Source organism: Escherichia sp. WS547, assembly GCF_046486065.1.
Taxonomy (GTDB): Bacteria; Pseudomonadota; Gammaproteobacteria; order Enterobacterales; family Enterobacteriaceae; genus Escherichia; species Escherichia coli.
The window spans coordinates 1-22,902 of record NZ_JBJQMA010000001.1 but is presented as its reverse complement, the minus strand read 5'-3'; the positions used below and the strand labels follow the sequence as shown (position 1 = coordinate 22,902).

The 22,902-nt window shown below is 52.5% G+C and carries 15 protein-coding genes and 3 pseudogenes; 9 read left to right on the top strand and 9 right to left on the bottom strand.

Annotated features, from left to right (window positions below; all coding sequences use genetic code 11):
* The first annotated feature begins 35 nt into the window (after positions 1 to 35).
* Positions 36 to 968 carry a D-alanyl-D-alanine endopeptidase gene (gene pbpG, locus ACJHWK_RS00090; RefSeq protein ID WP_001319943.1) on the top strand — a complete coding sequence of 311 codons (933 nt, stop codon included), beginning with the start codon at positions 36 to 38 and terminating at the stop codon, positions 966 to 968.
* Positions 969 to 1,006: 38 nt separating this feature from the next.
* Here pbpG and dld read toward each other — a convergent pair whose 3' ends face one another.
* Complete coding sequence (dld, locus tag ACJHWK_RS00085) at positions 1,007 to 2,722, bottom strand: D-lactate dehydrogenase (protein WP_000097400.1); 1,716 nt, start codon at positions 2,720 to 2,722, stop codon at positions 1,007 to 1,009.
* Between the two features lie 195 nt (positions 2,723 to 2,917).
* Here dld and bglX point away from each other — a divergent pair, with 195 nt between their 5' ends.
* From bglX to yehW, 5 genes are all read left to right on the top strand, one after another.
* The gene (gene bglX / locus ACJHWK_RS00080; protein WP_000871496.1) at positions 2,918 to 5,215 is read left to right on the top strand and encodes a beta-glucosidase BglX; all 2,298 of its coding nucleotides are present in this window, start codon (positions 2,918 to 2,920) and stop codon (positions 5,213 to 5,215) included.
* A gap of 148 nt (positions 5,216 to 5,363) precedes the next feature.
* Positions 5,364 to 6,281 carry a glycine betaine ABC transporter substrate-binding protein OsmF gene (osmF, locus tag ACJHWK_RS00075; RefSeq protein WP_001131232.1) on the top strand — a complete coding sequence of 306 codons (918 nt, stop codon included), beginning with the start codon at positions 5,364 to 5,366 and terminating at the stop codon, positions 6,279 to 6,281.
* 6 nt (positions 6,282 to 6,287) lie between these two features.
* On the top strand, positions 6,288 to 7,445 hold the full coding sequence (gene yehY / locus ACJHWK_RS00070; protein WP_000220845.1) for a glycine betaine ABC transporter permease YehY: 1,158 nt from the start codon (positions 6,288 to 6,290) through the stop codon (positions 7,443 to 7,445).
* Entirely contained in the window at positions 7,438 to 8,364 is a 927-nt protein-coding gene (gene yehX, locus ACJHWK_RS00065; RefSeq protein WP_000569374.1) for a glycine betaine ABC transporter ATP binding protein YehX, read from the top strand. The genes yehY and yehX overlap by 8 nt, the downstream gene beginning before the upstream one ends.
* A gap of 4 nt (positions 8,365 to 8,368) precedes the next feature.
* Complete coding sequence (yehW, locus tag ACJHWK_RS00060; RefSeq protein WP_000783145.1) at positions 8,369 to 9,100, top strand: glycine betaine ABC transporter permease YehW; 732 nt, start codon at positions 8,369 to 8,371, stop codon at positions 9,098 to 9,100.
* On the opposite strand, the gene ACJHWK_RS00055 is transcribed toward yehW, so the two are convergent.
* Positions 9,081 to 9,188 (bottom strand): protein YohO, encoded by a 108-nt coding sequence (locus ACJHWK_RS00055; protein ID WP_001216963.1) that lies wholly within the window; start codon positions 9,186 to 9,188, stop codon positions 9,081 to 9,083. The two genes, yehW and ACJHWK_RS00055, sit on opposite strands and share 20 nt — an antisense overlap.
* A gap of 59 nt (positions 9,189 to 9,247) precedes the next feature.
* On the bottom strand, positions 9,248 to 9,979 hold the full coding sequence (gene mlrA / locus ACJHWK_RS00050) for an HTH-type transcriptional regulator MlrA (protein ID WP_001240398.1): 732 nt from the start codon (positions 9,977 to 9,979) through the stop codon (positions 9,248 to 9,250).
* 221 nt (positions 9,980 to 10,200) lie between these two features.
* Between mlrA and btsS the strand changes: the two genes are divergently transcribed.
* The 3 genes from btsS to ACJHWK_RS00035 are packed head-to-tail and all read left to right on the top strand — an operon-like array spanning position 10,201 to position 13,119.
* The gene (btsS, locus tag ACJHWK_RS00045; protein ID WP_001309587.1) at positions 10,201 to 11,886 is read left to right on the top strand and encodes a two-component regulatory system sensor histidine kinase BtsS; all 1,686 of its coding nucleotides are present in this window, start codon (positions 10,201 to 10,203) and stop codon (positions 11,884 to 11,886) included.
* Positions 11,883 to 12,602 (top strand): two-component system response regulator BtsR, encoded by a 720-nt coding sequence (gene btsR / locus ACJHWK_RS00040; RefSeq protein WP_000598641.1) that lies wholly within the window; start codon positions 11,883 to 11,885, stop codon positions 12,600 to 12,602. Before btsS ends, btsR begins: the two co-directional genes overlap by 4 nt.
* Before the next feature lie 46 nt (positions 12,603 to 12,648).
* On the top strand, positions 12,649 to 13,119 hold the full coding sequence (locus ACJHWK_RS00035; protein ID WP_001295430.1) for a DUF1456 family protein: 471 nt from the start codon (positions 12,649 to 12,651) through the stop codon (positions 13,117 to 13,119).
* Between the two features lie 41 nt (positions 13,120 to 13,160).
* Here ACJHWK_RS00035 and ACJHWK_RS00030 read toward each other — a convergent pair whose 3' ends face one another.
* The 6 genes and pseudogenes from ACJHWK_RS00030 to ACJHWK_RS00005 form a co-directional block, all read right to left on the bottom strand.
* On the bottom strand, positions 13,161 to 13,622 hold the full coding sequence (locus ACJHWK_RS00030; RefSeq protein WP_001295429.1) for a YehR family lipoprotein: 462 nt from the start codon (positions 13,620 to 13,622) through the stop codon (positions 13,161 to 13,163).
* Between the two features lie 124 nt (positions 13,623 to 13,746).
* On the bottom strand, positions 13,747 to 15,747 hold the full coding sequence (locus ACJHWK_RS00025; protein WP_021523183.1) for an SWIM zinc finger family protein: 2,001 nt from the start codon (positions 15,745 to 15,747) through the stop codon (positions 13,747 to 13,749).
* Positions 15,744 to 16,880 carry a vWA domain-containing protein gene (locus ACJHWK_RS00020; RefSeq protein WP_410234786.1) on the bottom strand — a complete coding sequence of 379 codons (1,137 nt, stop codon included), beginning with the start codon at positions 16,878 to 16,880 and terminating at the stop codon, positions 15,744 to 15,746. The genes ACJHWK_RS00025 and ACJHWK_RS00020 overlap by 4 nt, the downstream gene beginning before the upstream one ends.
* Positions 16,873 to 18,396 (bottom strand): annotated as a pseudogene (locus ACJHWK_RS00015) (DUF5682 family protein); the annotation flags it as partial. The gene ACJHWK_RS00020 and the pseudogene ACJHWK_RS00015, both read right to left, overlap by 8 nt.
* Positions 18,391 to 20,565 (bottom strand): annotated as a pseudogene (locus tag ACJHWK_RS00010) (hypothetical protein); the annotation flags it as partial. The pseudogenes ACJHWK_RS00015 and ACJHWK_RS00010, both read right to left, overlap by 6 nt.
* 9 nt (positions 20,566 to 20,574) lie before the next feature.
* Positions 20,575 to 22,791, bottom strand: a pseudogene (locus ACJHWK_RS00005) (DUF4132 domain-containing protein); the annotation flags it as partial.
* Between the last annotated feature and the right edge of the window lie 111 nt (positions 22,792 to 22,902).

The following is a 22,902-nucleotide window of genomic DNA, read 5'->3' as shown; positions in this document are numbered from 1 at the left end:
ACCCGTGCGCGTGAACCACTATCTGAATGCTCATCATGCCGAAATTTCGAGTTTCTTTATTTAGCCTGGCCCTGATGCTGGCTGTGCCTTTTGCACCGCAGGCCGTTGCGAAAACGGCAGCCGCTACCACCGCTTCACAGCCGGAAATTGCCTCCGGTAGCGCGATGATTGTTGATCTGAATACCAACAAAGTGATCTATTCGAACCACCCGGATCTGGTGCGCCCGATTGCGTCTATCAGCAAATTAATGACCGCGATGGTTGTGCTGGATGCACGACTGCCGCTGGATGAAAAACTAAAAGTGGATATCAGCCAGACGCCGGAGATGAAAGGGGTCTATTCGCGCGTACGACTGAATAGCGAAATCAGCCGTAAAGATATGCTGTTGCTGGCGCTGATGTCTTCAGAAAACCGCGCGGCGGCAAGCCTTGCGCACCATTATCCCGGTGGTTACAAAGCCTTTATTAAGGCGATGAATGCGAAAGCGAAATCGCTCGGAATGAACAACACGCGCTTTGTTGAACCGACCGGATTGTCGGTGCATAACGTTTCAACCGCCCGTGACTTAACCAAACTGCTCATTGCCAGCAAACAATATCCGTTGATCGGGCAGTTAAGTACCACCCGGGAAGATATGGCAACCTTCTCTAACCCGACGTATACGCTGCCGTTCCGCAATACTAACCATCTGGTGTATCGCGATAACTGGAATATTCAGTTAACCAAAACCGGCTTTACCAATGCGGCGGGCCATTGTCTGGTGATGCGTACGGTTATCAATAATAAACCGGTGGCGCTGGTAGTGATGGACGCGTTTGGCAAATATACCCATTTTGCCGATGCCAGCCGCCTGCGTACCTGGATTGAAACCGGTAAAGTGATGCCTGTTCCGGCAGCAGCGTTGAGCTATAAAAAACAAAAAGCCGCCCAAATGGCGGCGGCGGGGCAGACGGCACAGAACGATTAAATGAATTACGGATGGCGATACTCTGCCATCCGTAATTATTACTCCACTTCCTGCCAGTTTTTCCGCTTACTGGTTTTACCGATCCCCGGATTCATACTGTTGGTCGGATCGTTCTCGCGATAGAACTTCTGCAACGTCTCCGGTGCTTTATACAAATGACCGACATTATGCTCGGCAGGGTATTGCGCGCCGCGCTGCTGTAGCAGTTCCAGCATCTGTTCTTTCAACGCATGCACATCCACGCCTTTTTTAACGATGTAATCCTGATGGAAGACATAGCACATAAAATGGCCGTAATAGAGCTTGTGCACCAGCTGGCTGTCGATCTCCGGCGGTAAATGCTCATACCACTCGGTGTCGTTACGCCGCAGAGCGATATCCAGCGCCAGAATGTCTTCGACTTCATCGGAATGCACCGCCTGATAACGAATTGCTGCGCCCGCAGCGGCGAAACGGTGTAAAAACGCTTTGCTACCTTCCTCCGGCGTACAGACAAAGAAATCGCCTTCGGCCTGTTTGAAATAATCTACCAGCCACGATTTGGCTTCACCGACGCCATCGCCCGCCATTTTTAACAGCAGATGATGTTCATATTTATCGCGCCAGTTTTTCATGCGCGGCGGTAAATGGCTGGGGAACAGGTGACCGAATTTTTGCATCGCACGGTCGGTAAAATGCGGACGGAAGAATTTCACTTTCTCCAGCATCGCATCGGTGCGCCCCTTGAGATTAAAGAAGAACGGCATCTTGTCGGTGCCTAACTTATCAATCATCAGGAAGGTGTCTTTGCCGTATTTTTCCGCAATATCGTAGATATCCCGGTGCATATATTCCCCGGCAACCGGCAGATTTTCGAAATTAGCCAGAATATGACGGCGGATTTCGGTCAGTACTTCCGGCTGGTTGGTGCCGATATAAAACACCTGCTGATTTTTTTCCGCTTCGAAGGTATCAAGACGTACCGCAAAGACGGCCAGCTTCCCGGCGCAACCAGAAGATTCAAATAACCGATCCGGATCGGCGTTATAACGTGCGGGCGTGTCGGCTTCAATATCACGAACGCGGTGGACATAGTCATAATCGTGGGCGTGACGACCATCGTGGCGCACATCGTCATCTTTGATGCGATCGTCATCCAGCTTGCTAAGGATCTGCTCCGGCGTTTCGCCCAGATCAATCCCCAGATGGTTCACCAGCGTCAGTTTGCCGTCTTCATTTATACGCGCGAATAACGACATTTCGGTATACGCTGGGCCACGCTGCACCAGCGAGCCGCCGGAGTTGTTACAAATACCGCCGATGACCGATGCGCCTATACACGATGAGCCAATCACCGAGTGCGGTTCGCGTCCCAGCGGTTTGAGGGCTTTTTCCAGCGAATAAAGCGTGGTGCCCGGATAGGCCAGCACCTGTTCGCCCTTGCCAAGAACGTGCAGCTTGTCGAGACGCAGGGTGCTGATGATCACGATATCGCGATCATAGTCGTTACCGTTTGGCGTCGAGCCTTCGGTCAGACCTGTATTGGCTGCCTGCATCAGAATAATTTTGTCGGCGGTGACGCAGGCTTTCAGCACCCGCCACAATTCCAGTAGTGAGCCAGGGAAAACGACAGCCAGTGCATCGCCCTGACCAGAACGGAAGCCCTTGCGATAGCGGGCCGTTTTTGCGGGATCGGTGAGCAGGTGTGAAGAACCCACCAGTCGGGCAAGTTCATTCAAAAAGGCTTTATTATCAGTTGTTGTCATGGAAGACATTTTCCACTCCTTGTGGTGGCGAAAAAATATCACAAACTAGAATAGCGCCTTGTATGACAATTCAGCGAGTGAATATTTTGAAAATTCAGACAATAAACTGAGCATTCTTTTTCTCTCTCCATCATGCTTATGGCAAACTACGGTTTTTGCACCATTTTCGCTGCCACGTCGGGCAACAAAGGAAGAAAAATCCATATGAAATGGCTATGTTCAGTAGGAATCGCGGTGAGTCTGGCTCTGCAGCCAGCACTGGCGGATGATTTATTCGGTAACCATCCATTAACGCCTGAAGCGCGGGATGCGTTCGTCACCGAACTGCTTAAGAAAATGACAGTTGATGAGAAAATTGGTCAGCTGCGCTTAATCAGCGTCGGCCCGGATAACCCGAAAGAGGCGATCCGCGAGATGATCAAAGACGGGCAGGTTGGGGCGATTTTCAACACCGTAACCCGTCAGGATATCCGCGCCATGCAGGATCAGGTGATGGAATTAAGCCGCCTGAAAATTCCTCTTTTCTTTGCTTACGACGTGCTGCACGGTCAGCGCACGGTGTTCCCGATTAGCCTCGGTCTGGCCTCGTCTTTTAACCTCGATGCGGTGAAAACAGTCGGGCGTGTCTCTGCTTATGAAGCGGCAGATGATGGCCTGAATATGACCTGGGCACCAATGGTCGATGTCTCGCGCGATCCGCGCTGGGGACGTGCTTCCGAAGGTTTTGGCGAAGATACGTATCTCACCTCAATAATGGGGAAAACCATGGTGGAAGCGATGCAGGGTAAAAGTCCGGCAGATCGCTACTCGGTGATGACCAGCGTCAAACACTTTGCCGCTTACGGCGCGGTAGAAGGCGGTAAAGAGTACAACACCGTCGATATGAGTCCGCAGCGCCTGTTTAATGATTATATGCCGCCGTACAAAGCGGGGCTGGAGGCAGGCAGCGGCGCGGTGATGGTGGCGCTGAACTCGCTGAACGGTACGCCAGCCACCTCCGACTCCTGGCTGCTGAAAGATGTTCTGCGCGACCAGTGGGGCTTTAAAGGCATCACCGTTTCCGATCACGGCGCAATCAAAGAGCTGATTAAACATGGCACGGCGGCAGACCCGGAAGACGCGGTGCGCGTGGCGCTGAAATCCGGCATCAACATGAGTATGAGCGACGAGTATTACTCGAAGTATCTGCCTGGGTTGATCAAATCCGGCAAAGTGACCATGGCAGAGCTGGACGATGCAGCCCGCCACGTACTGAACGTTAAATATGATATGGGGTTGTTTAACGACCCATACAGCCATTTGGGGCCGAAAGAGTCTGACCCGGTGGATACCAATGCCGAAAGCCGCCTGCACCGCAAAGAAGCGCGTGAAGTGGCGCGCGAAAGCCTGGTGTTGCTGAAAAACCGTCTCGAAACGTTACCGCTGAAAAAATCCGCAACCATTGCGGTGGTTGGCCCGCTGGCAGACAGCAAGCGTGACGTGATGGGCAGCTGGTCGGCGGCAGGGGTTGCCGATCAATCCGTGACCGTGCTGACCGGGATTAAAAATGCCGTCGGTGAAAACGGTAAAGTGCTGTATGCCAAAGGGGCTAACGTTACCAGTGACAAAGGCATTATCGATTTCCTGAATCAGTATGAAGAAGCGGTCAAAGTCGATCCGCGTTCGCCGCAAGAGATGATTGATGAAGCGGTGCAAACCGCGAAACAATCTGATGTGGTGGTGGCTGTGGTCGGTGAAGCACAGGGGATGGCGCACGAGGCTTCCAGCCGTACCGATATCACTATTCCGCAAAGCCAACGTGACTTGATTGCGGCGCTGAAAGCCACCGGTAAACCGCTGGTGCTGGTGCTGATGAATGGGCGTCCGCTGGCGCTGGTGAAAGAAGATCAGCAGGCTGATGCGATTCTGGAAACCTGGTTTGCGGGGACTGAAGGGGGGAATGCGATTGCCGATGTATTGTTTGGCGATTACAACCCGTCCGGCAAGCTGCCGATGTCCTTCCCGCGTTCTGTCGGGCAGATCCCTGTGTACTACAGCCATCTGAATACCGGTCGCCCGTATAACGCCGATAAGCCGAACAAATACACTTCGCGTTATTTTGATGAAGCTAACGGGGCGCTTTATCCGTTCGGCTATGGTCTGAGCTATACCACTTTCACCGTCTCTGATGTGAAACTTTCTGCGCCGACCATGAAGCGTGACGGCAAAGTGACCGCCAGTGTGCAGGTGACGAACACCGGTAAGCGCGAAGGGGCGACGGTAGTGCAGATGTACTTGCAGGATGTGACGGCTTCCATGAGTCGTCCGGTGAAGCAGCTGAAAGGCTTTGAGAAAATCACCCTGAAACCGGGCGAAACCCAGACCGTCAGCTTCCCGATTGATATCGAGGCGCTGAAGTTCTGGAATCAACAGATGAAATATGACGCCGAGCCTGGCAAGTTCAATGTCTTTATCGGCACTGATTCCGCACGCGTTAAGAAAGGCGAGTTTGAGTTGCTGTAATGCTTTAGTAAGGGCGCGACGTCTGCGCCCTTTAAGTATTTATCTGATTCTGCAACTGAATCCGCCCAGACAGGCTAACCCTGTCATTATCAACTATGCTTTTCTCTTAATTCGCTGAAAACAACAGTAAAAGAATGAGGAAAGCATCATGCCACTCTCAAAGCTCTGGGCAGGTTCATTGGTTTTGTTGGCAGCCGTGAGCCTGCCGCTACAGGCGGCTTCCCCCGTTAAGGTCGGTTCAAAAATCGATACCGAAGGCGCGCTGCTCGGCAATATCATTTTGCAGGTGCTGGAAAGTCACGGTGTTCCTACGGTAAATAAAGTGCAACTGGGAACGACTCCCGTGGTGCGCGGGGCGATTACTTCCGGTGAACTGGATATCTATCCGGAATATACCGGCAATGGCGCGTTTTTCTTTAAAGATGAAAACGATGCGGCATGGAAAAATGCCGGGCAAGGCTACGAGAAAGTCAAAAAACTCGATGCAGAGCAAAACAAGTTAATCTGGCTGACGCCCGCGCCTGCAAATAACACCTGGACTATCGCCGTGCGTCAGGATGTGGCAGAGAAAAACAAACTCACTTCGCTTGCCGACCTGAGTCGTTATCTGAAAGAGGGCGGCACCTTCAAACTGGCGGCCTCGGCAGAATTTATTGAACGCGCCGATGCGTTACCCGCGTTTGAAAAAGCCTATGGCTTTAAGCTCGGTCAGGATCAGTTGCTGTCACTGGCTGGTGGCGACACGGCGGTGACGATCAAAGCCGCTGCCCAGCAAACCTCTGGCGTTAATGCGGCGATGGCTTACGGCACTGACGGCCCGGTCGCGGCGCTGGGGCTGCAAACCTTAAGCGATCCGCAAGGCGTGCAACCTATCTACGCGCCTGCACCAGTGGTGCGTGAGTCGGTGTTGAAAGAGTATCCACAAATGGCACAGTGGCTACAGCCAGTCTTCGCCAGCCTCGATGAAAAAACATTGCAGCAACTGAATGCCAGCATTGCTGTGGAAGGACTGGATGCCAAAAAAGTGGCTGCCGACTACCTGAAACAAAAAGGGTGGACGAAGTAATTTCCCGTGACTTATTTCCGTATTAATCCTGTTCTGGCGCTGCTGCTGTTGCTGACGGCAATCGCAGCGGCGCTGCCGTTTATCAGTTACGCGCCTAATCGTTTAGTTTCGGGTGAGGGGCGTCATCTCTGGCAGCTGTGGCCGCAAACGATCTGGATGCTGGTGGGCGTTGGTTGCGCCTGGATGACAGCCTGTTTTATTCCCGCTAAAAAAGGCAGCATTTTTGCACTCATTCTGGCGCAATTCGTCTTCGTATTGCTGGTGTGGGGAGCAGGAAAGGCGGCGACACAACTGGCACAAAATGGCAGTGCGCTGGCGCGTACCAGCCTCGGCAGTGGTTTCTGGCTGGCTGCGGCGCTGGCATTGCTGGCCTGTAGCGATGCCATCCGCCGAATCTCCACGCATCCGCTGTGGCGCTGGTTGTTGCATATGCAGATTGCCATCATTCCGCTGTGGTTGCTGTATTCCGGCGCGCTTAACGATCTCTCGCTAATGAAAGAATACGCCAACCGTCAGGATGTGTTTGATGACGCGCTGGCGCAACATCTGACGTTGCTGTTTGGTGCGGTGCTGCCTGCGTTAGTGATTGGTGTGCCGCTGGGCGTCTGGTGCTACTTTTCCACTGCGCGGCAGGGGGCGATTTTTTCTCTGCTGAATGTCATTCAGACCGTGCCTTCGGTGGCGCTCTTTGGCCTGTTGATTGCGCCGCTTGCCGCACTGGTTACGGCCTTTCCGTGGCTGGGTAAGCTCGGCATAGCAGGAACCGGAATGACACCCGCACTGATTGCGCTGGTGCTCTATGCCTTGCTGCCGCTGGTGCGCGGCGTGGTAGTCGGCTTGAACCAGATCCCGCGCGATGTGCTGGAGAGCGCCAGAGCGATGGGCATGAGCGGGGCGCAGCGATTCCTGCATGTTCAGTTACCACTGGCGTTACCGGTATTTCTGCGTAGCCTGCGGGTGGTGATGGTGCAAACCGTCGGCATGGCGGTGATTGCGGCGTTAATCGGCGCAGGCGGTTTTGGTGCGCTGGTTTTCCAGGGGCTGCTAAGCAGTGCCATTGATTTAGTGTTGCTAGGGGTGATCCCGGTAATTGTTCTGGCGGTGCTGATCGATGCGCTGTTCGATTTGCTTATCGCACTGCTGAAGGTGAAACGTAATGATTGAATTTAGCCATGTCAGCAAACTGTTCGGCATACAAAAAGCCGTTAACGATCTCAATCTCAATTTTCAGGAGGGGAGTTTTTCGGTGCTGATTGGTACATCAGGCTCCGGTAAATCCACCACTCTGAAAATGATTAACCGCCTGGTGGAGCATGACAGTGGCGTGATCCGCTTTGCCGGAGAAGAAATTCGCTCGCTGCCAGTGCTGGAGTTGCGCCGCCGGATGGGCTATGCCATTCAATCTATTGGCCTGTTTCCCCACTGGAGCGTGGCGCAAAATATTGCCACCGTGCCGCAATTACAAAAATGGTCACGGGCGCGGATCGACGATCGTATCGACGAATTAATGGCGCTACTGGGGTTGGAGCCAAATTTGCGTGAGCGTTATCCGCATCAGCTTTCCGGTGGTCAGCAGCAACGTGTGGGAGTGGCGCGCGCACTGGCTGCCGATCCGCAAGTCTTACTGATGGATGAACCTTTTGGCGCGCTGGACCCGGTAACGCGCGGCGCGTTGCAACAAGAGATGACGCGCATACACCGTTTGCTGGGGCGTACCATTGTGCTGGTCACTCATGATATTGATGAGGCGCTACGACTGGCAGAACATCTGGTGTTGATGGATCACGGTGAAGTGGTGCAGCAGGGCAATCCGCTGACGATGCTGACTCGTCCGGCGAATGATTTTGTCCGCCAGTTTTTTGGGCATAGTGAACTGGGTGTCCGCCTGCTTTCGTTACGTAGTGTGGCGGATTACGTGCGTCGCGAAGAACGGGCAGAAGGTGAGGCACTGGCAGAAGAGATGACGCTACGCGATGCGCTCTCCCTGTTTGTCGCGCGGGGATGCGAGGTGCTGCCGGTGGTGAACACGCAGGGCCAGCCTTGCGGCACGCTGCATTTTCAGGATCTGCTGGTGGAGGCGTAAGCGTATGAAGATGTTGCGCGATCCGCTGTTCTGGCTCATTGCTTTGTTTGTGGCACTGCTTTTCTGGCTGCCTTACAGCCAGCCGCTGTTTGCTGCCTTGTTCCCACAACTGCCACGACCCGTTTATCAGCAGGAAAGCTTTGCAGCTCTGGCACTGGCTCATTTCTGGCTGGTGGGAATTTCGAGTTTGTTTGCGGTGATCATTGGTACTGGTGCCGGAATTATTGTTACTCGCCCGTGGGGCGCGGAATTTCGCCCACTGGTGGAAACTATTGCCGCCGTTGGGCAGACTTTTCCGCCCGTTGCGGTGCTGGCGATTGCCGTTCCGGTGATCGGCTTTGGTCTGCAACCCGCGATTATCGCCTTGATCCTTTACGGCGTGCTGCCCGTCCTGCAGGCGACACTTGCCGGGCTGGGAGCGATTGATGTCAGCGTGACAGAAGTTGCGAAAGGTATGGGAATGAGCCGTGGTCAGCGACTGCGTAAGGTCGAGCTACCGCTGGCGGCTCCGGTGATTCTGGCGGGCGTGCGAACTTCGGTGATTATCAACATTGGTACGGCGACGATCGCCTCAACGGTAGGGGCCAGCACGCTGGGTACGCCCATCATCATCGGGCTTAGCGGATTTAATACCGCGTATGTGATCCAGGGGGCGTTACTGGTGGCACTGGCGGCGATCATTGCAGACCGCCTGTTTGAAAGGCTGGTGCAGGCGCTTAGCCAGCACGCAAAATAAAGGTATAACCTGCGAGCATGACGCCACCAATTCCGCCTAACGCCATAAACAGGAACAGGGCGATGACCCCAATTTTAGCTATGCGCATGATGCACTCCTTATGTTAACGAAAGGATTGTACAGTAAAGCGCATTTGTTAACGAATGATTAAATGCCGAGTGGGAAAATATCATGGCCTTGTTCCTGCCAACTGGTGAGTTGCTGCTGTTGGGCGGAGGTTCGATTTTCACCGCACCACACCAGCAATGTACGGCCTTCGAACAGTTCAGGGCGTAGTTGATTGAGCGAGTGGGCGAGGACATCAATGCGCCATCCTTGTTGACTGGCAATCCAGCCCTCCAGCCACAGACGGGTGGTATCGTGAATATTCCAGCCAACCACCAGCGCATCTTTACCCTGTTTTTTACGTGCCGAAGCCAGGCAAATGGCGATGTAGTTGATCAGTACGCCGTCGAGGATCGCCAGCAGCGCCTGGAGAGTCGGTTGTTGGCACTGAAGTCGTCGGCGCAGAGGAATAAACAGATGTGTGGTGAGCGTCTGGGCGGGGTAATCCTGACCGCGCTCTTTGATCCACGTTCGCAGGCTATGCAGATTGCCGCTTTGCAGGTAAGTCAGTAATGTTTCTTGCTGATCGCGCCAGCCGTTCTGCACATCAACATTTTCATTACTGAGCAGCATTTTAACTTTGCTGACCTGCACGCCGTTGTCGATCCAGCGTTTGATCTCGCGGATCCGGTCAATATCGGCATCGTTGAACAGCCGATGGCCGCCGTCTGTCCGTTGCGGTTTCAGCAATCCGTAACGCCTCTGCCACGCGCGTAACGTGACAGGGTTAATATCACAAAGCAACGCCACTTCACCAATTGTGTAAAGCGCCATCGTCTCACCCTTGCTCGCGAGGTCCCGGTTTAACTTTAGACGCAGTTTTGCGAACCAGGTAGTTTTGCCCGTTTTTTGTGCATCTATAGGGTGATTTTATTTTTGCCAGGCGATTTTGAGTGATCGTACTCACGAATTCTCATTTTTCTGCAAGAGTTCAAAGAAAGTTAAACGCAGGCAATGTATGTTACGCGTTTTAAAGGGAAGTGTGGTTTGCGGGTATGTACGATTTTAATCTGGTGTTGCTGCTGCTTCAGCAGATGTGCGTTTTTTTAGTCATTGCGTGGTTAATGAGTAAAACGCCATTATTCATACCGTTAATGCAGGTCACGGTTCGTCTGCCGCATAAATTTCTCTGCTACATCGTCTTTTCCATCTTCTGCATCATGGGCACCTGGTTTGGGTTGCACATTGACGATTCTATTGCCAATACCCGTGCGATAGGCGCGGTAATGGGCGGCTTACTCGGCGGTCCGGTCGTCGGTGGGCTGGTTGGTCTGACCGGCGGGTTACATCGATATTCGATGGGGGGCATGACCGCGCTAAGTTGCATGATCTCGACCATCGTTGAAGGGTTGCTCGGCGGCCTGGTACACAGCATCCTGATCCGTCGCGGGCGCACTGATAAAGTCTTTAACCCCATTACCGCCGGTGCCGTCACGTTCGTCGCTGAAATGGTGCAAATGTTGATCATCCTGGCAATCGCCCGACCTTATGAAGATGCGGTGCGTCTGGTGAGTAATATTGCTGCGCCAATGATGGTCACCAATACCGTCGGCGCGGCGCTGTTTATGCGTATATTGCTCGATAAACGCGCGATGTTTGAAAAATACACTTCGGCTTTTTCTGCCACTGCGCTAAAAGTGGCTGCCTCGACGGAAGGCATTTTGCGCCAGGGGTTTAACGAAGTGAACAGCATGAAAGTGGCACAGGTGCTGTATCAGGAGCTGGATATTGGTGCAGTCGCGATTACCGATCGAGAGAAATTGCTGGCCTTTACCGGAATTGGTGACGATCACCATTTACCCGGCAAACCGATTTCTTCGACTTACACCTTAAAAGCGATTGAAACCGGTGAAGTGGTCTACGCTGATGGCAACGAAGTACCTTATCGTTGCTCTTTGCATCCGCAATGCAAACTGGGGTCGACGCTGGTAATTCCGTTGCGTGGTGAAAATCAGCGGGTGATGGGTACCATCAAATTGTATGAAGCCAAAAACCGTTTATTCAGTTCAATCAATCGCACGCTGGGTGAGGGGATTGCGCAACTGCTTTCGGCGCAGATCCTCGCCGGGCAATATGAGCGGCAAAAAGCGATGCTCACCCAGTCAGAGATCAAACTGCTTCACGCCCAGGTGAACCCCCATTTTTTGTTTAATGCGCTTAACACCATTAAAGCGGTGATCCGCCGCGACAGCGAACAGGCCAGCCAGCTGGTGCAGTATCTTTCCACTTTTTTCCGCAAAAACTTAAAGCGGCCTTCGGAGTTTGTTACTCTCGCCGACGAAATTGAACATGTGAACGCTTATCTGCAAATTGAAAAGGCGCGCTTCCAGTCGCGGTTGCAGGTCAATATTGCTATTCCGCAAGAATTATCCCAGCAGCAATTGCCCGCGTTTACCCTGCAACCGATAGTGGAAAACGCCATTAAACATGGGACATCACAACTGCTGGATACAGGGCGAGTGGCGATCAGCGCCCGACGTGAGGGGCAACATTTGATGCTGGAGATCGAAGACAATGCCGGTTTGTATCAACCGGTAACCAATGCCAGTGGGCTGGGGATGAATCTGGTGGATAAGCGTTTACGTGAACGGTTTGGCGATGACTATGGGATAAGCGTCGCCTGTGAGCCTGATTGTTACACCCGAATAACGTTACGACTACCATGGAGGGACGAGGCATGATTAAAGTCTTAATTGTCGATGATGAACCGCTTGCACGGGAGAACCTGCGCGTATTTTTGCAGGAGCAGAGCGATATTGAAATCGTTGGAGAGTGTTCAAACGCCGTAGAAGGGATCGGCGCGGTGCATAAACTGCGCCCGGATGTGCTGTTTCTCGATATCCAGATGCCGCGCATCAGTGGTCTGGAAATGGTGGGGATGCTCGACCCCGAACATCGACCGTATATCGTTTTTCTCACCGCGTTTGACGAATACGCTATTAAAGCCTTTGAAGAACATGCCTTTGATTATCTGCTGAAGCCAATTGATGAAGCGCGACTGGAAAAAACGCTGGCGCGATTGCGTCAGGAGCGCAGCAAGCAGGATGTTTCGCTGTTACCGGAAAATCAACAGGCGCTGAAGTTTATCCCTTGTACGGGGCATAGTCGGATTTATTTGCTGCAAATGAAAGATGTGGCATTTGTCAGCAGTCGGATGAGCGGTGTCTACGTTACCAGCCACGAAGGGAAAGAGGGCTTTACCGAATTGACATTACGTACCCTGGAAAGTCGTACACCACTACTGCGCTGCCATCGTCAGTATCTGGTTAACCTCGCGCATTTACAGGAGATTCGTCTGGAAGATAACGGCCAGGCCGAGTTGATTTTGCGTAATGGCTTAACCGTGCCGGTCAGCCGCCGTTATCTGAAAAGCTTAAAAGAGGCGATTGGCCTTTAAAAGACTGCTAAAATGGCTTTTTGCCTCATCAACACCTGAAGGCCTCATGCTAAGTAACGATATTCTGCGCAGCGTGCGCTACATTTTGAAAGCCAATAATAATGACCTGGTGCGTATTCTGGCGCTGGGTAATGTCGAAGCCACCGCGGAACAGATCGCCGTCTGGCTACGTAAAGAAGACGAAGAGGGTTTTCAGCGTTGTCCGGACATTGTTTTGTCTTCCTTCCTCAATGGCCTGATTTATGAAAAACGCGGCAAGGATGAGTCTGCTCCGGCACTGGAGCCGGAACGTCGCATTAATAACAACATCGTGCTGAAAAAATTACGCATCGCGTTTTCGCTGAAAACCGATGACATTCTGGCGATCCTTACCGAACAGCAGTTCCGCGTTTCGATGCCGGAAATTACGGCGATGATGCGTGCACCGGATCATAAAAACTTCCGCGAATGCGGCGATCAATTTTTACGTTATTTTCTGCGTGGACTGGCAGCGCGCCAGCATGTGAAGAAAAGCTAAGACGGGTATGGCGGCCATGCAAAAACATGGCCGCCGACAGATTATTTCACTTCTTTAAAACCAGCGGCTTTCATCACCAGTTCCATTTGCGCCATAGTGATACCTTTTTTGGCATCTTCAGCAGAAACGTTGATTCCTGAAATACCCTGCAGGGCTTTGAAATCCACTTTTTCCATATCGATAGTCACGTTTTCCTGCGCGTAAGTATCGGTATAGGTTAATTTTTCTTCAACACCCGCGATGTTTTTGTATTTGGCGCTTAACGGCTCAAGTGTCTTGGCAGCGTCTTCTTTGGTGGTTGCACCAATGGAGGCAAATTGAATTTTGGTTTCAGAAGATTGCTTAAGCACCTTGTCACCTTTGTAGACATAGGTAATGGCAATTTCAGTACCGTTCAGATTGGCGCTGAATTTTTTCGATTCTTCTTTGTCACCGCAGCCAGCAAGAGAGAAAACCAGAACAGATGCAACAACGAGGGAAAACAGCTTATTGAAAGCCTTCATGTAAAACTCCATTTTATTTAATCAAGAAACTGGTGACTCTCACCAGGGGCTATATAGGATATGCCTAATACCGTGGCGTGAGCAGTCCGGAACTGGAGTGGAACTCTTAGTAAAAAACACTATTTCATCCTTGTTGCTGAAGCATGGGGAATAATTGTTCGCAAAGCAAAACACCGTTATTCATTGCTTCTACCCGTGCCTCGCTTTCTGTATTACGAAATTGTGCCAACACATGTGCCAGCCGATAAAAACCCACCGCGGTGAGGTCATTCGCCAGCAACTCTGCCTGACCAATAGCACTCTGTTCCTGATAGCGCCAGCCGTTATGGAGCAGTTGAATAAGTAACGCCTGGCAGCGCATCAGCAACTGATGAGCGGTAGACGGCACAGGCAAAACGCTGGCAGAAGGTAGCGGTGCCACAGGCGTAGTTTCTGCGTCCAGAGCCCAGGCACGAGTCTTTGTCATCATTACCTGTGGTTCCAGTGTCAATTGCCCCTCTACAAAACTGACAAAGCCAGAAACCATACTCACGGGGTCCTCTGTTTGTTGTAACAGAGCTGCCATGCGTTCAACAGCAAAGGGCGAACAGGCAGAGGCTGGTAGGGATAATGTCAGCACGTTATCTTCACCTTCGCCGCTGATTACCTCCGCATCCAGCGTCTGGCGGCTGCTATCCCAACCGAGTGAAATACACTCAGCGACTGGCAGAATAAATAAGTTATCCACCTGATTAAGAGGCCGTATGCAGGCGGGGGGACGCTGGCGTAAATATTCCCGCAAAGCCACAATGCCCGGCTGGCGCAATGGCGCGCTCAACATTTGCCAGGCGTCTGGCGACAGCGGCACAACACTACTCAAGCGGTTGCGGGTAGCTAACAACAGCTCGCCATCGGCACTGCGTTTTGCTGCTTGTGAAACAATTTGCCCACCTGCCAGTGCGCCAGCCTGAAAACTAAATAGCCGACGCGTCGCTGCCGGTGAGTTTTCCTGTTCACTTCGCGGCCAACTGCGCGAAAGGTGCAAAATACTGCCGGTGTCGGGATCGGTGAACCAGATGCGTAAACCATACTGCTCAATATCCTGCCAGCAACGCATACCTAAAGACACCAGCCGCAGATGATCAAGCTTTGCTTCTCCGGCAATGCCAGCGCCAACGACCGTGCGCCACGGCATCGGAGGAACTTCACCAACACTGTCGCGCCGCGCCATCTCTTGTGCGCAATTTAATCGACTGTTTAATGCCGCAAGCTGACGTAAGCATTCTCCGGCATGATAGTGGCTGGCGCGGGCGTGGAAGGCATCAACGCTGGCGCGCAGTTGCCGTAGCGATTCACTCACCCATCGCCAGTTGCAGCGTTCCGCCGCTTGCTGCGCGCGGCTGAAAGCAGCCTCGTAATGAATAAGCGGCTGGCTGATGCCGCCAAGCCATAACGCCTGGCTTAATTGCTGAACATATTGACGACACGCGTCGCCCTCATCGTTGGCAAACGGATCGTCAGATGATGTGACGTGTTCGCTGCGCATCTGCCAGATTAAATGAGTAAATTCCGCTTGCTGCGCTTTGGCCTGGACAAAGGCCTGTACTGCCAGTACGACATGTTCGCAAAGTGTTCCTTCAATACAATCACAGCGTGCGAAACGAATGCTGCTGCGGGAATAAAAACGTACATCGCTCATCGGTAAGCGGGCAGAGGGAATTTCGCCCGGCGTACAGAACAACTCAATGGTGATACCTTTAGCGACCAGTGCCTGCGCGCGTTTGCGGGTGGCATCGGGCAGGGTAGCCAGTTCTTCCAGCCAGATTGCCGGATCCCACTCTTCTTCTTTTTCCGTAGGCTGGGTGGTGGCGCAAAGTCGCTGATAACTTAAAACCAGCATCACGCGATGGCGGCACATGCCGCTGGCCCCGCAGCTGCACTGAGCCTCTTTCAGTGCCTGACCGTTCGCCAGCTGGGTGCGGACACCGTCACTGAAGGTGGCGATTAAAGCGCCGTTCTCATGGCTGATTTCCGGGACGTTGCCATTTTCCAGTTCTTTAAGGCTGCGCTTAACAAAACCGGCATTGCTTAACGCCGTCAAAGCTTGTGGTGTCAGTTCTAATAATTCCGGACGTAGTGAATTCATGACTGAAGATTCTCCGCAAGCCATGATGCCAGCTCGCCCGGTGTCATGGCGGCTATTTGTGCGCCGACATTAACCAGCGCCTGGGCCGTATCGTGGTCATAGCAAGGTGTTGCGGTGCTATCGAGCGCCGCCAGTCCCAGCACTTTGATGCCGCTCTGGACACACTTTTTCACCTGATGCGTCAGTAATGATGATGAACCCCCTTCGTAAAAATCGCTCACGAGGATAATGACGCTTTTCGCTGGTTGTTCAATAAGTTGCCGACCATATTCCATGGCACTGGCGATATTGGTTCCGCCGCCTAATTGCACTTTCATTAATAACTCTACCGGATCGGCAACATCTGCCGTGAGATCAACCACGCTGGTGTCAAACGCCACCAGATGGGTACGAATACCGGGTAACTGCCATAAACAGGCCGCCATCACCGCTGAGTGGATCACCGAGTCCACCATTGATCCGCTTTGATCAACCAGTAAGACCAGTTGCCATTGTTCGCTTTGGCGTTTAATGCGGCTGTTAAAGCGGGGGGATTCGATATACAACTTGCCGTGTTGCGGGTGCCAGTGTTGCAGGTTGGCGCGCAGCGTACTTTTGAAATCAAAGTTTCGCGCCAGTGGAATAAATGAGCGGCGACGGCGATCGCGGACACCAGAAAAAGCCTGACGAACTTCCTTTGCCAGTCGCGCCATAATTTCTTCAACAACCTGGCGTACTATCCGGCGGGCGGCAGCCAGTACTTCGGGATTCATCAGATGTTTGGTGTGCAAAACGGCGCGTAGCAGGCTTTCAGAAGGCTGCATACGTTCCAGCACGTCGAGATTCGTCACCACATCTTCAATGCCGTAGCGCAGTACGGCATCGCTTTCCAGCCGTTCAATCACCTGTTGCGGAAACAGCGTGTGAATACTGTTGATCCACTCAGGGGTGGTGAGATTTGGGCAACCTAATCCACCGGAGCGTTCACCACGCTGGAGCCGTTCAGGATCGCGCCCATACAGCCACTCCAGCGCGTGGTCTATCTGCCGGGCGTTGTCATCCAGCCCACAAAGCGTCGTTTCTGCCGCTTCGCCAAGAATTAATCGCCAGCGTTGTAGCTCACGGGTGGTCAGAAGATCGTTCAGTTCAGACATGGAAAACTCCCCAGTGTTGCAGCGATGCCAGTGCCTGCTGTTCGAGTTGTTGATGATGTGCAATGGCTTGTGGTGGACAATGCAACGGCATTTGCAGTGCCGAAACGGGAAGTTGCGCCAGTTGATAATGCTCAAGCACCTGATGCGCCAGCGTCCCGCGTTCTCGTGGTGGTAGCCAGGCCATCGCCGCGCGTAAATCGGGCAGGGCGTTAATAAAATCGTCGTCACTCAGTTGATTTAAATGACTACTGAAACCGGCGATAAATGCCGGCTGACAGGCCAGTTGATGGCGGGCCAGCGCCAGCAAACCGTGCAGCGCTTCGCCGGATTGTGCCGGGGATAACTGCGCCAGCATTGTCAGCGCCGCTTCGGCACTGGCGTTGGGATGTTCCAGACGCATCAGTGCGCCAAGAGCCGCGCCGCGATCCAGCGCCGGGGCATGAATCGCTTGACTGCGGCGGTCCAATAAGGCTACCGCCGCAGAAAGAGAAACGCCGGGTAAATTAACGCCGCTATGTAGATCGCGCAGGATATGGCAAAGCGCCTGCCAGCTATGCAGGTGAGCGTGAAACTCCTTTTCATCTGGTCTGCCGTTAGATTCACACAGCCACAGCGTGCGATCGATAGCCGCGCATAACGTCGTTTGTAATATCTGCGCGCCTTGCATACCGCTAATTTCATCCAGCCGCCATAAGGCATATAGCACTTCCAGCGCCTGGCCCATTTCGGCAAATTGATTTTCCTGGGCGATTAATAATGTGAGTTGCTCCAATAATTGTTGACTGAAGGACGCCAGACCCGCTAACGCCGCCTGGCTAAGACATGTGGTGATACTGCCGATTCCACCCGCGTCCAGCATATCGGCTTCTAATTTATGGCGTGCGGCTTCCTGGAGTGTGGCACCAAAGCAGGCGGCCTCAATCAATGCCGCATGCTGGCTAAGCGGGCGGGTTAATTTCCACTGTTCTTCACCGTTGCCTGCAAGTGTCAGTGTGCTTCCCTGCTGGCGTACAATCCCTGGGATCTCCAGTATTGCCAGCCGATGTAACACCTGACTTTGCGCTAGTCCATTGGGGTTAAAGCGATTTAAGGTAAGCTCCGCCGGAAGAGAGATTGCGGTACGTTCCAGTTCGCAGGTGACATCTTTTGGCAGAGGCGGTTGTGGCGTAGAAGGGGCAAGTTTACCGAATCCGTCACCCGCTAATGTGTCTATCAACGTTAGCAGAATCGGATCGGTGTCGGGATGAATAACGCCGCGATAGCTCCACGGCAACGGCGCGTTCAGGGCTTCTTTAATCAGCGAGCCTGCTATGGCATCCAGCCAGTCAGTGCGTAACGGTAGTTTATGTCCGCGCAACTGTGCCAGCGCCATCGCATGCAGATGAGCGGCAGCCATATCCGCGGTCGAAGCAGGCAAGTGGTGCTGGCGCAAACGGGTGAGAACCGTTTTTAGCAGTTGTTCTCCCGCCTGCTGTAAGCCCCACTGTCAGCACCAGTTTTGCCAGACCGGGGCAGGCCATACATCTGTACGCTGCCAGCGGTTTGCCGCGGTTTGCAGCAATTCACCATGTCCCTGTTCGTAAAGTAAACGTAGGGCAAGTAATGCAGCTTCGCTATTATCGCTGGATTTGGTGAAGACAAGAGGGATAAGTGCAGTAGCCGTATGTTCCGGCCATTGTAAAATCCACTGGCGAGCCAGATCACGCTGCGCCGCGAAACGTCGCCAGACGCGGGCAACGGGCAGGGCCAGTTCTGTTGCGCCAAAATTTAAAATTAACGGAAATGTTTCTTTTGGACGATGTGAAAAAGCCAACAGCAGACCTGGTAGAGCATCCAATCCGAAGATACTGAGAAAATAGTCCTCACCCGCGAACAGATGCTTTTTCTCATTGATACGTAGCCAGAAAGTCAAAGCCATCTCACGCGGCAACTGTGCCAATAAATACAGGTTCCAGATACTCTTTTCCCGACGATAGCGTGAGTAGCTGTCATTTTCCCATATGTTAATTAACACTTCTACGTGACCGCTGCGAAGCGCCTGTTCTGCTAATTGTGCTTCCGGGGAGTTCCAGCCATTCAGGATCTCTTCAACCCGCCCCTGGTAGTAATGCCACTGAACAATGAGTGAATTGCGTGCAGCATCCAGTTTTCCGGGGAGTATATAATTCAGAAACAGCCATACATCATCTCCAAAACCCAGCTCCTGTAGTACAACTCGTCCACTTTTATGTTCCATGCGTTCCGCAAGAGATTCCGTGCTGAAATAACGGGCAGACTCAGTGGCGGCAAGCCTCTCTCGTTCGCCTGGTTGCCAGTAAACTTGCGGCGTTAATTCGAACGGTGCCAAATCAAGACGTGGAACTGTCATTTTTTTCTTACTACGCCACGGTGGTGAAACGAGGATTTCAGGCATTTGGCTGTTATCGGTGCTATCAATAACCGTTTTAGGCGGTGCCGATAAATAACTATTCAGCACTGACCGGGCTTGAGTACTTAACCACGGCATCACCTCTTCTGCCAGTTGTGGCTGCGATGCCATCAGCGTTTGTAACAGCGTACGCCAGTATTCATCACGTGCTTTTTGCTGTGCAGGCAGCTTTTTGTCTTCGATGATTGGATAACCAGGGCGCGTAGGTGGTTCTTTTAGCGCCAGCAGTTCTGCCAGTGCGGCAAGCGTCGCATGGGGGAAATTTTTACTGTATTTAGCTACACGTTGCAGGCTGGGTTTGTTTTTATCAGCAACTAACAGCAGGGTGCGGATGACCTGCGGATGGTTAATTTGTACCAGCAGACTGCCGCAATCTTCTTTATGGGCATACATTGCCAGGCGTGGAACGGCTGCCAGTCCTTGTTCGCGCAAAAGGGCAGCGCAGGCCGCGTAGCCGAAGTGGTTTTCATGCGACATGTAGCTGGCTTCCCGATCGCTAAATATATCCTGGCTCCAGTAGCGTTCGAGTTTTCTCACCGCTCTGGGGTCAATAGCAACAACTTTTAACCACTCCTTAGAATGAAAATGAGTCCACGGGCATTCAAGGCTTACCAACTCATTGGCGATTTCTGGTTTTTCCGGGAGGATCAGAGCAATAAAAGGGCGGCGAACTTTGGTTATTCCTGGCAGTGCGGCAATGAGTTTGTCGGCGCAACGCTGCCAGCTGCTTTCCTCTGCCAGAGAGAGATGCTTACGCAGTCGGAGATCGAATTCGTTATAGGTTTCTGATCGATAACCATAGCCATAATCCTCGTTCTGATACTGCAATGTCACTAGCAGAGGATCACTTTCATAACATCGTGTAATAAACTGGCGTGCAATCACCACCTCAGTCGCATATTCCAGTCCCTCTTGTTGGACGATTTCGTCGAGCAACTGTTGGCTATCATTTTGCGCGATACAGGCTAGCGCCGCCATTGTCCGGGCCGGAACTGAGGGTTTGTGTTCGCCAATCAAGTTGATGGCCTGCGTAATGGCCGACTGCCACTCCAGTGAAAAATTTTCATAACGCCAGACAATGTTTTTTTTCTTCTCAGCTTTTTGTAGCAATTCATCACCCAGTGTCTGGATGAGGCTTTCAGTGATAACAGGCACCGGTTCGCCCGGCCAACTGCGATGGCTGAGCGGCGTTTTGCCTTTTTTATATTTCAGTTCCACTTGGGCGTTATCCGCCAGCCACGGTAATTCCTTGTCCATGCTCTTTCCTTATTCAAACAGGGCTTCAATATCGTTAATGAGTTCGCTGGCGGTGATGTCGTCGAGCACGGAGAACTGCGCTTCCTGAGTTGAATTACTCCCCCAGCCATAGCTTTCCGCTTTGCCTTCCCATAGCCACAGCTTGCTTAAGACCTGCTCAGCGCTAAGATCGGCTGGTGACATACCCACCGCAAAACCTTCGTCGATTTCCATGATTAACGACCAGCGACCGAGAGGTTTGATCATCCATCCGATCCAGCCTCCATCCTGTGGTTCGCCCTTTATCCAGCCTTTATTTGCCAGCCCCATGACCCGGCCGCTCGGGCATTTTCTGCCTGCCCAGCGGGTCAGTTCGCTGGCGTTGCGCTCGGCTTCTGTCAGGGCGTAACTGTTACGTTCAAGCTGACGGAACGGTGGTAGCAGTTCGTAGTCGGCAAAAAGCTGACCAAAGGCGACAGCATCCGTCGGTGATATTTCCAGAACGTGAGGAATGCCAACAGAGATATCGCCTTCCTGCAAGGTGAAAAGATCATCGTCAGCGGTGCTGTAGCTGTTATCTTCCGCCACCCTAAAGCACGCCTGTAGCTGGTTTTCGGCGCTATAAACGCCCCAAATCAGACGGCGGGTTAAGTGACGAACCAGCGGATGCTCAACCAGGAAGAGCTGAAAGTTTTCCGGCGACCAGCGGCGGCGCAGGCACATGGCGGATTCCAGCCTTGCTACCTGCTGGGCGGCGACGGTACGCGCATCTTTTTTCAGCAATTTGTAGCGGTTAACAGCATCGTTTGCCTGTGATTCATCATCGCTTTTATTGGGTTTAGGTAAGTCTTTCAGGCGGCTGCCGGAAACATCGCGCACAAACGGTTTTAAGGTTTCATCAAAGCTGACGGTGAACTGCCGTGGGCCAAAATCCAGCAGCAGCGAACCGTTATCATCCAGACCGAGAGCCGGTGCTAACCGATCTTCAAGCTCCGCTACCGTCAGTTCGCGACTTTCGGCAATGTCGGCAATTTTCTCTTTCGCCCGCTCCTGTAATGCTTTGAATTTCAGTTTCTGGGCAATGCCGTTAAGCTGCATCAGGGCGATATCACTACTGATAGCGGCGAGGATATCCAGCCCGACGGTGGCGCGTTTATGCTGGGATTCACCAGGCCAGGCGCGTATTAATGGCGTCAGTTTGCGGGCGGTGTCATCGTTACCGAGAACGCCTAACGCAGTGAACGCCCAACTCTCTTTCGACGGCGCGCCAGCGGTCTGCCAGGCGGTAAACAGATCCCAGGCAAATTCAGCCAGTGAGTCGGCGGTACAGGCATCTTTCACCTGCAATAATCCCGGATACAGCGCCTCCTCCTGATGGAAGCGGAGCATTTCACCGAGGTGCTGGAGTGCGCTATCGGGCAGTGATTGGGCATTTGCTTTTAATACCGGGCGGGTCCAGATCGATGGCTGATAAAAGGCCGGAAGAGTGGGGATTTTTGTCGGGTGATTATCTAAGGGATCGAGCGCAAGCATAGCGTTCACCGCATCTGTTACTTCCGGCTGGTTATAACGCCGGGCGATTTCTTGCAGTAATGGTTGATGACCGTTTTCGGTAAGCATACGCAATGCAGCGCGGGCGTTATCCTGTGCTTCACCGGCTTTGCCGAGCGCCGCAGACAGCAGGCCGGTAATGGCGTGTTCCGGGTATTTCAGCAGCCAGGTGCGGGCGTCTTGTCGTAGGGTTTTGAGTTTGTTGAAGGCGCGGGCGACGGCAGGTGCCAGCTCACTCGCTGCGAAGTAATTCGTTATGGGCAAGGCTTCCTGTGGATAGCGTGCAAGTGAGTTTACTAACCCAGGTAATCCTTTGAGTCCAAAATGTAACATGGCGTATTCGGTATCGGTATGCGGAGATAGAGTAAGGGCATTCCATGCTCTTACTGCTTTCTCCAGCGGCAATGTTGTCAAAATCCCCAAATGCCAATAATGCCCGGTAGGTGAATGAAACACCTTAAATTCACTTATTAAAGTTGAATAATCTTCATTTAGCCATGCCTCAACTACCGCTTCGGGAGCTTTAATATATGTACCAGCGATCCGTCGTTGAAAACCCATCCTTGCCAACAGATTGGCAGTACTTTCTTCATGACTAACCGTGATGTGTTTTGAATACCAGATATATTTCGCCAAAAGTTGATTACTGATTTCTTCTGTCAGATAACTGATTGGCTCAATACCTAATGGTGCTAAGGAAGGTGCGAATAAGCGGGGAAATACTTCTCGGCTGACTCAGTCATTTCATTTCTTCATGTTTGAGCCGATTTTTTCTCCCGTAAATGCCTTGAATCAGCCTATTTAGAC

What these genes read in the sequence shown, in the direction of transcription:
- ACJHWK_RS00020 (WP_410234786.1), bottom strand. Translation starts at nt 16,880, where the DNA reads ATGTCTGAACTGAACGATCTTCTGACCACCCGTGAGCTACAACGCTGG.
- ACJHWK_RS00030 (WP_001295429.1), bottom strand. Translation starts at nt 13,622, where the DNA reads ATGAAGGCTTTCAATAAGCTGTTTTCCCTCGTTGTTGCATCTGTTCTG.
- pbpG (WP_001319943.1), top strand. Translation starts at nt 36, where the DNA reads ATGCCGAAATTTCGAGTTTCTTTATTTAGCCTGGCCCTGATGCTGGCT.
- btsS (WP_001309587.1), top strand. Translation starts at nt 10,201, where the DNA reads ATGTACGATTTTAATCTGGTGTTGCTGCTGCTTCAGCAGATGTGCGTT.
- yehX (WP_000569374.1), top strand. Translation starts at nt 7,438, where the DNA reads ATGATTGAATTTAGCCATGTCAGCAAACTGTTCGGCATACAAAAAGCC.
- osmF (WP_001131232.1), top strand. Translation starts at nt 5,364, where the DNA reads ATGCCACTCTCAAAGCTCTGGGCAGGTTCATTGGTTTTGTTGGCAGCC.
- mlrA (WP_001240398.1), bottom strand. Translation starts at nt 9,979, where the DNA reads ATGGCGCTTTACACAATTGGTGAAGTGGCGTTGCTTTGTGATATTAAC.
- yehW (WP_000783145.1), top strand. Translation starts at nt 8,369, where the DNA reads ATGAAGATGTTGCGCGATCCGCTGTTCTGGCTCATTGCTTTGTTTGTG.
- ACJHWK_RS00035 (WP_001295430.1), top strand. Translation starts at nt 12,649, where the DNA reads ATGCTAAGTAACGATATTCTGCGCAGCGTGCGCTACATTTTGAAAGCC.
- btsR (WP_000598641.1), top strand. Translation starts at nt 11,883, where the DNA reads ATGATTAAAGTCTTAATTGTCGATGATGAACCGCTTGCACGGGAGAAC.
- bglX (WP_000871496.1), top strand. Translation starts at nt 2,918, where the DNA reads ATGAAATGGCTATGTTCAGTAGGAATCGCGGTGAGTCTGGCTCTGCAG.
- ACJHWK_RS00025 (WP_021523183.1), bottom strand. Translation starts at nt 15,747, where the DNA reads ATGAATTCACTACGTCCGGAATTATTAGAACTGACACCACAAGCTTTG.
- dld (WP_000097400.1), bottom strand. Translation starts at nt 2,722, where the DNA reads ATGTCTTCCATGACAACAACTGATAATAAAGCCTTTTTGAATGAACTT.
- ACJHWK_RS00055 (WP_001216963.1), bottom strand. Translation starts at nt 9,188, where the DNA reads ATGCGCATAGCTAAAATTGGGGTCATCGCCCTGTTCCTGTTTATGGCG.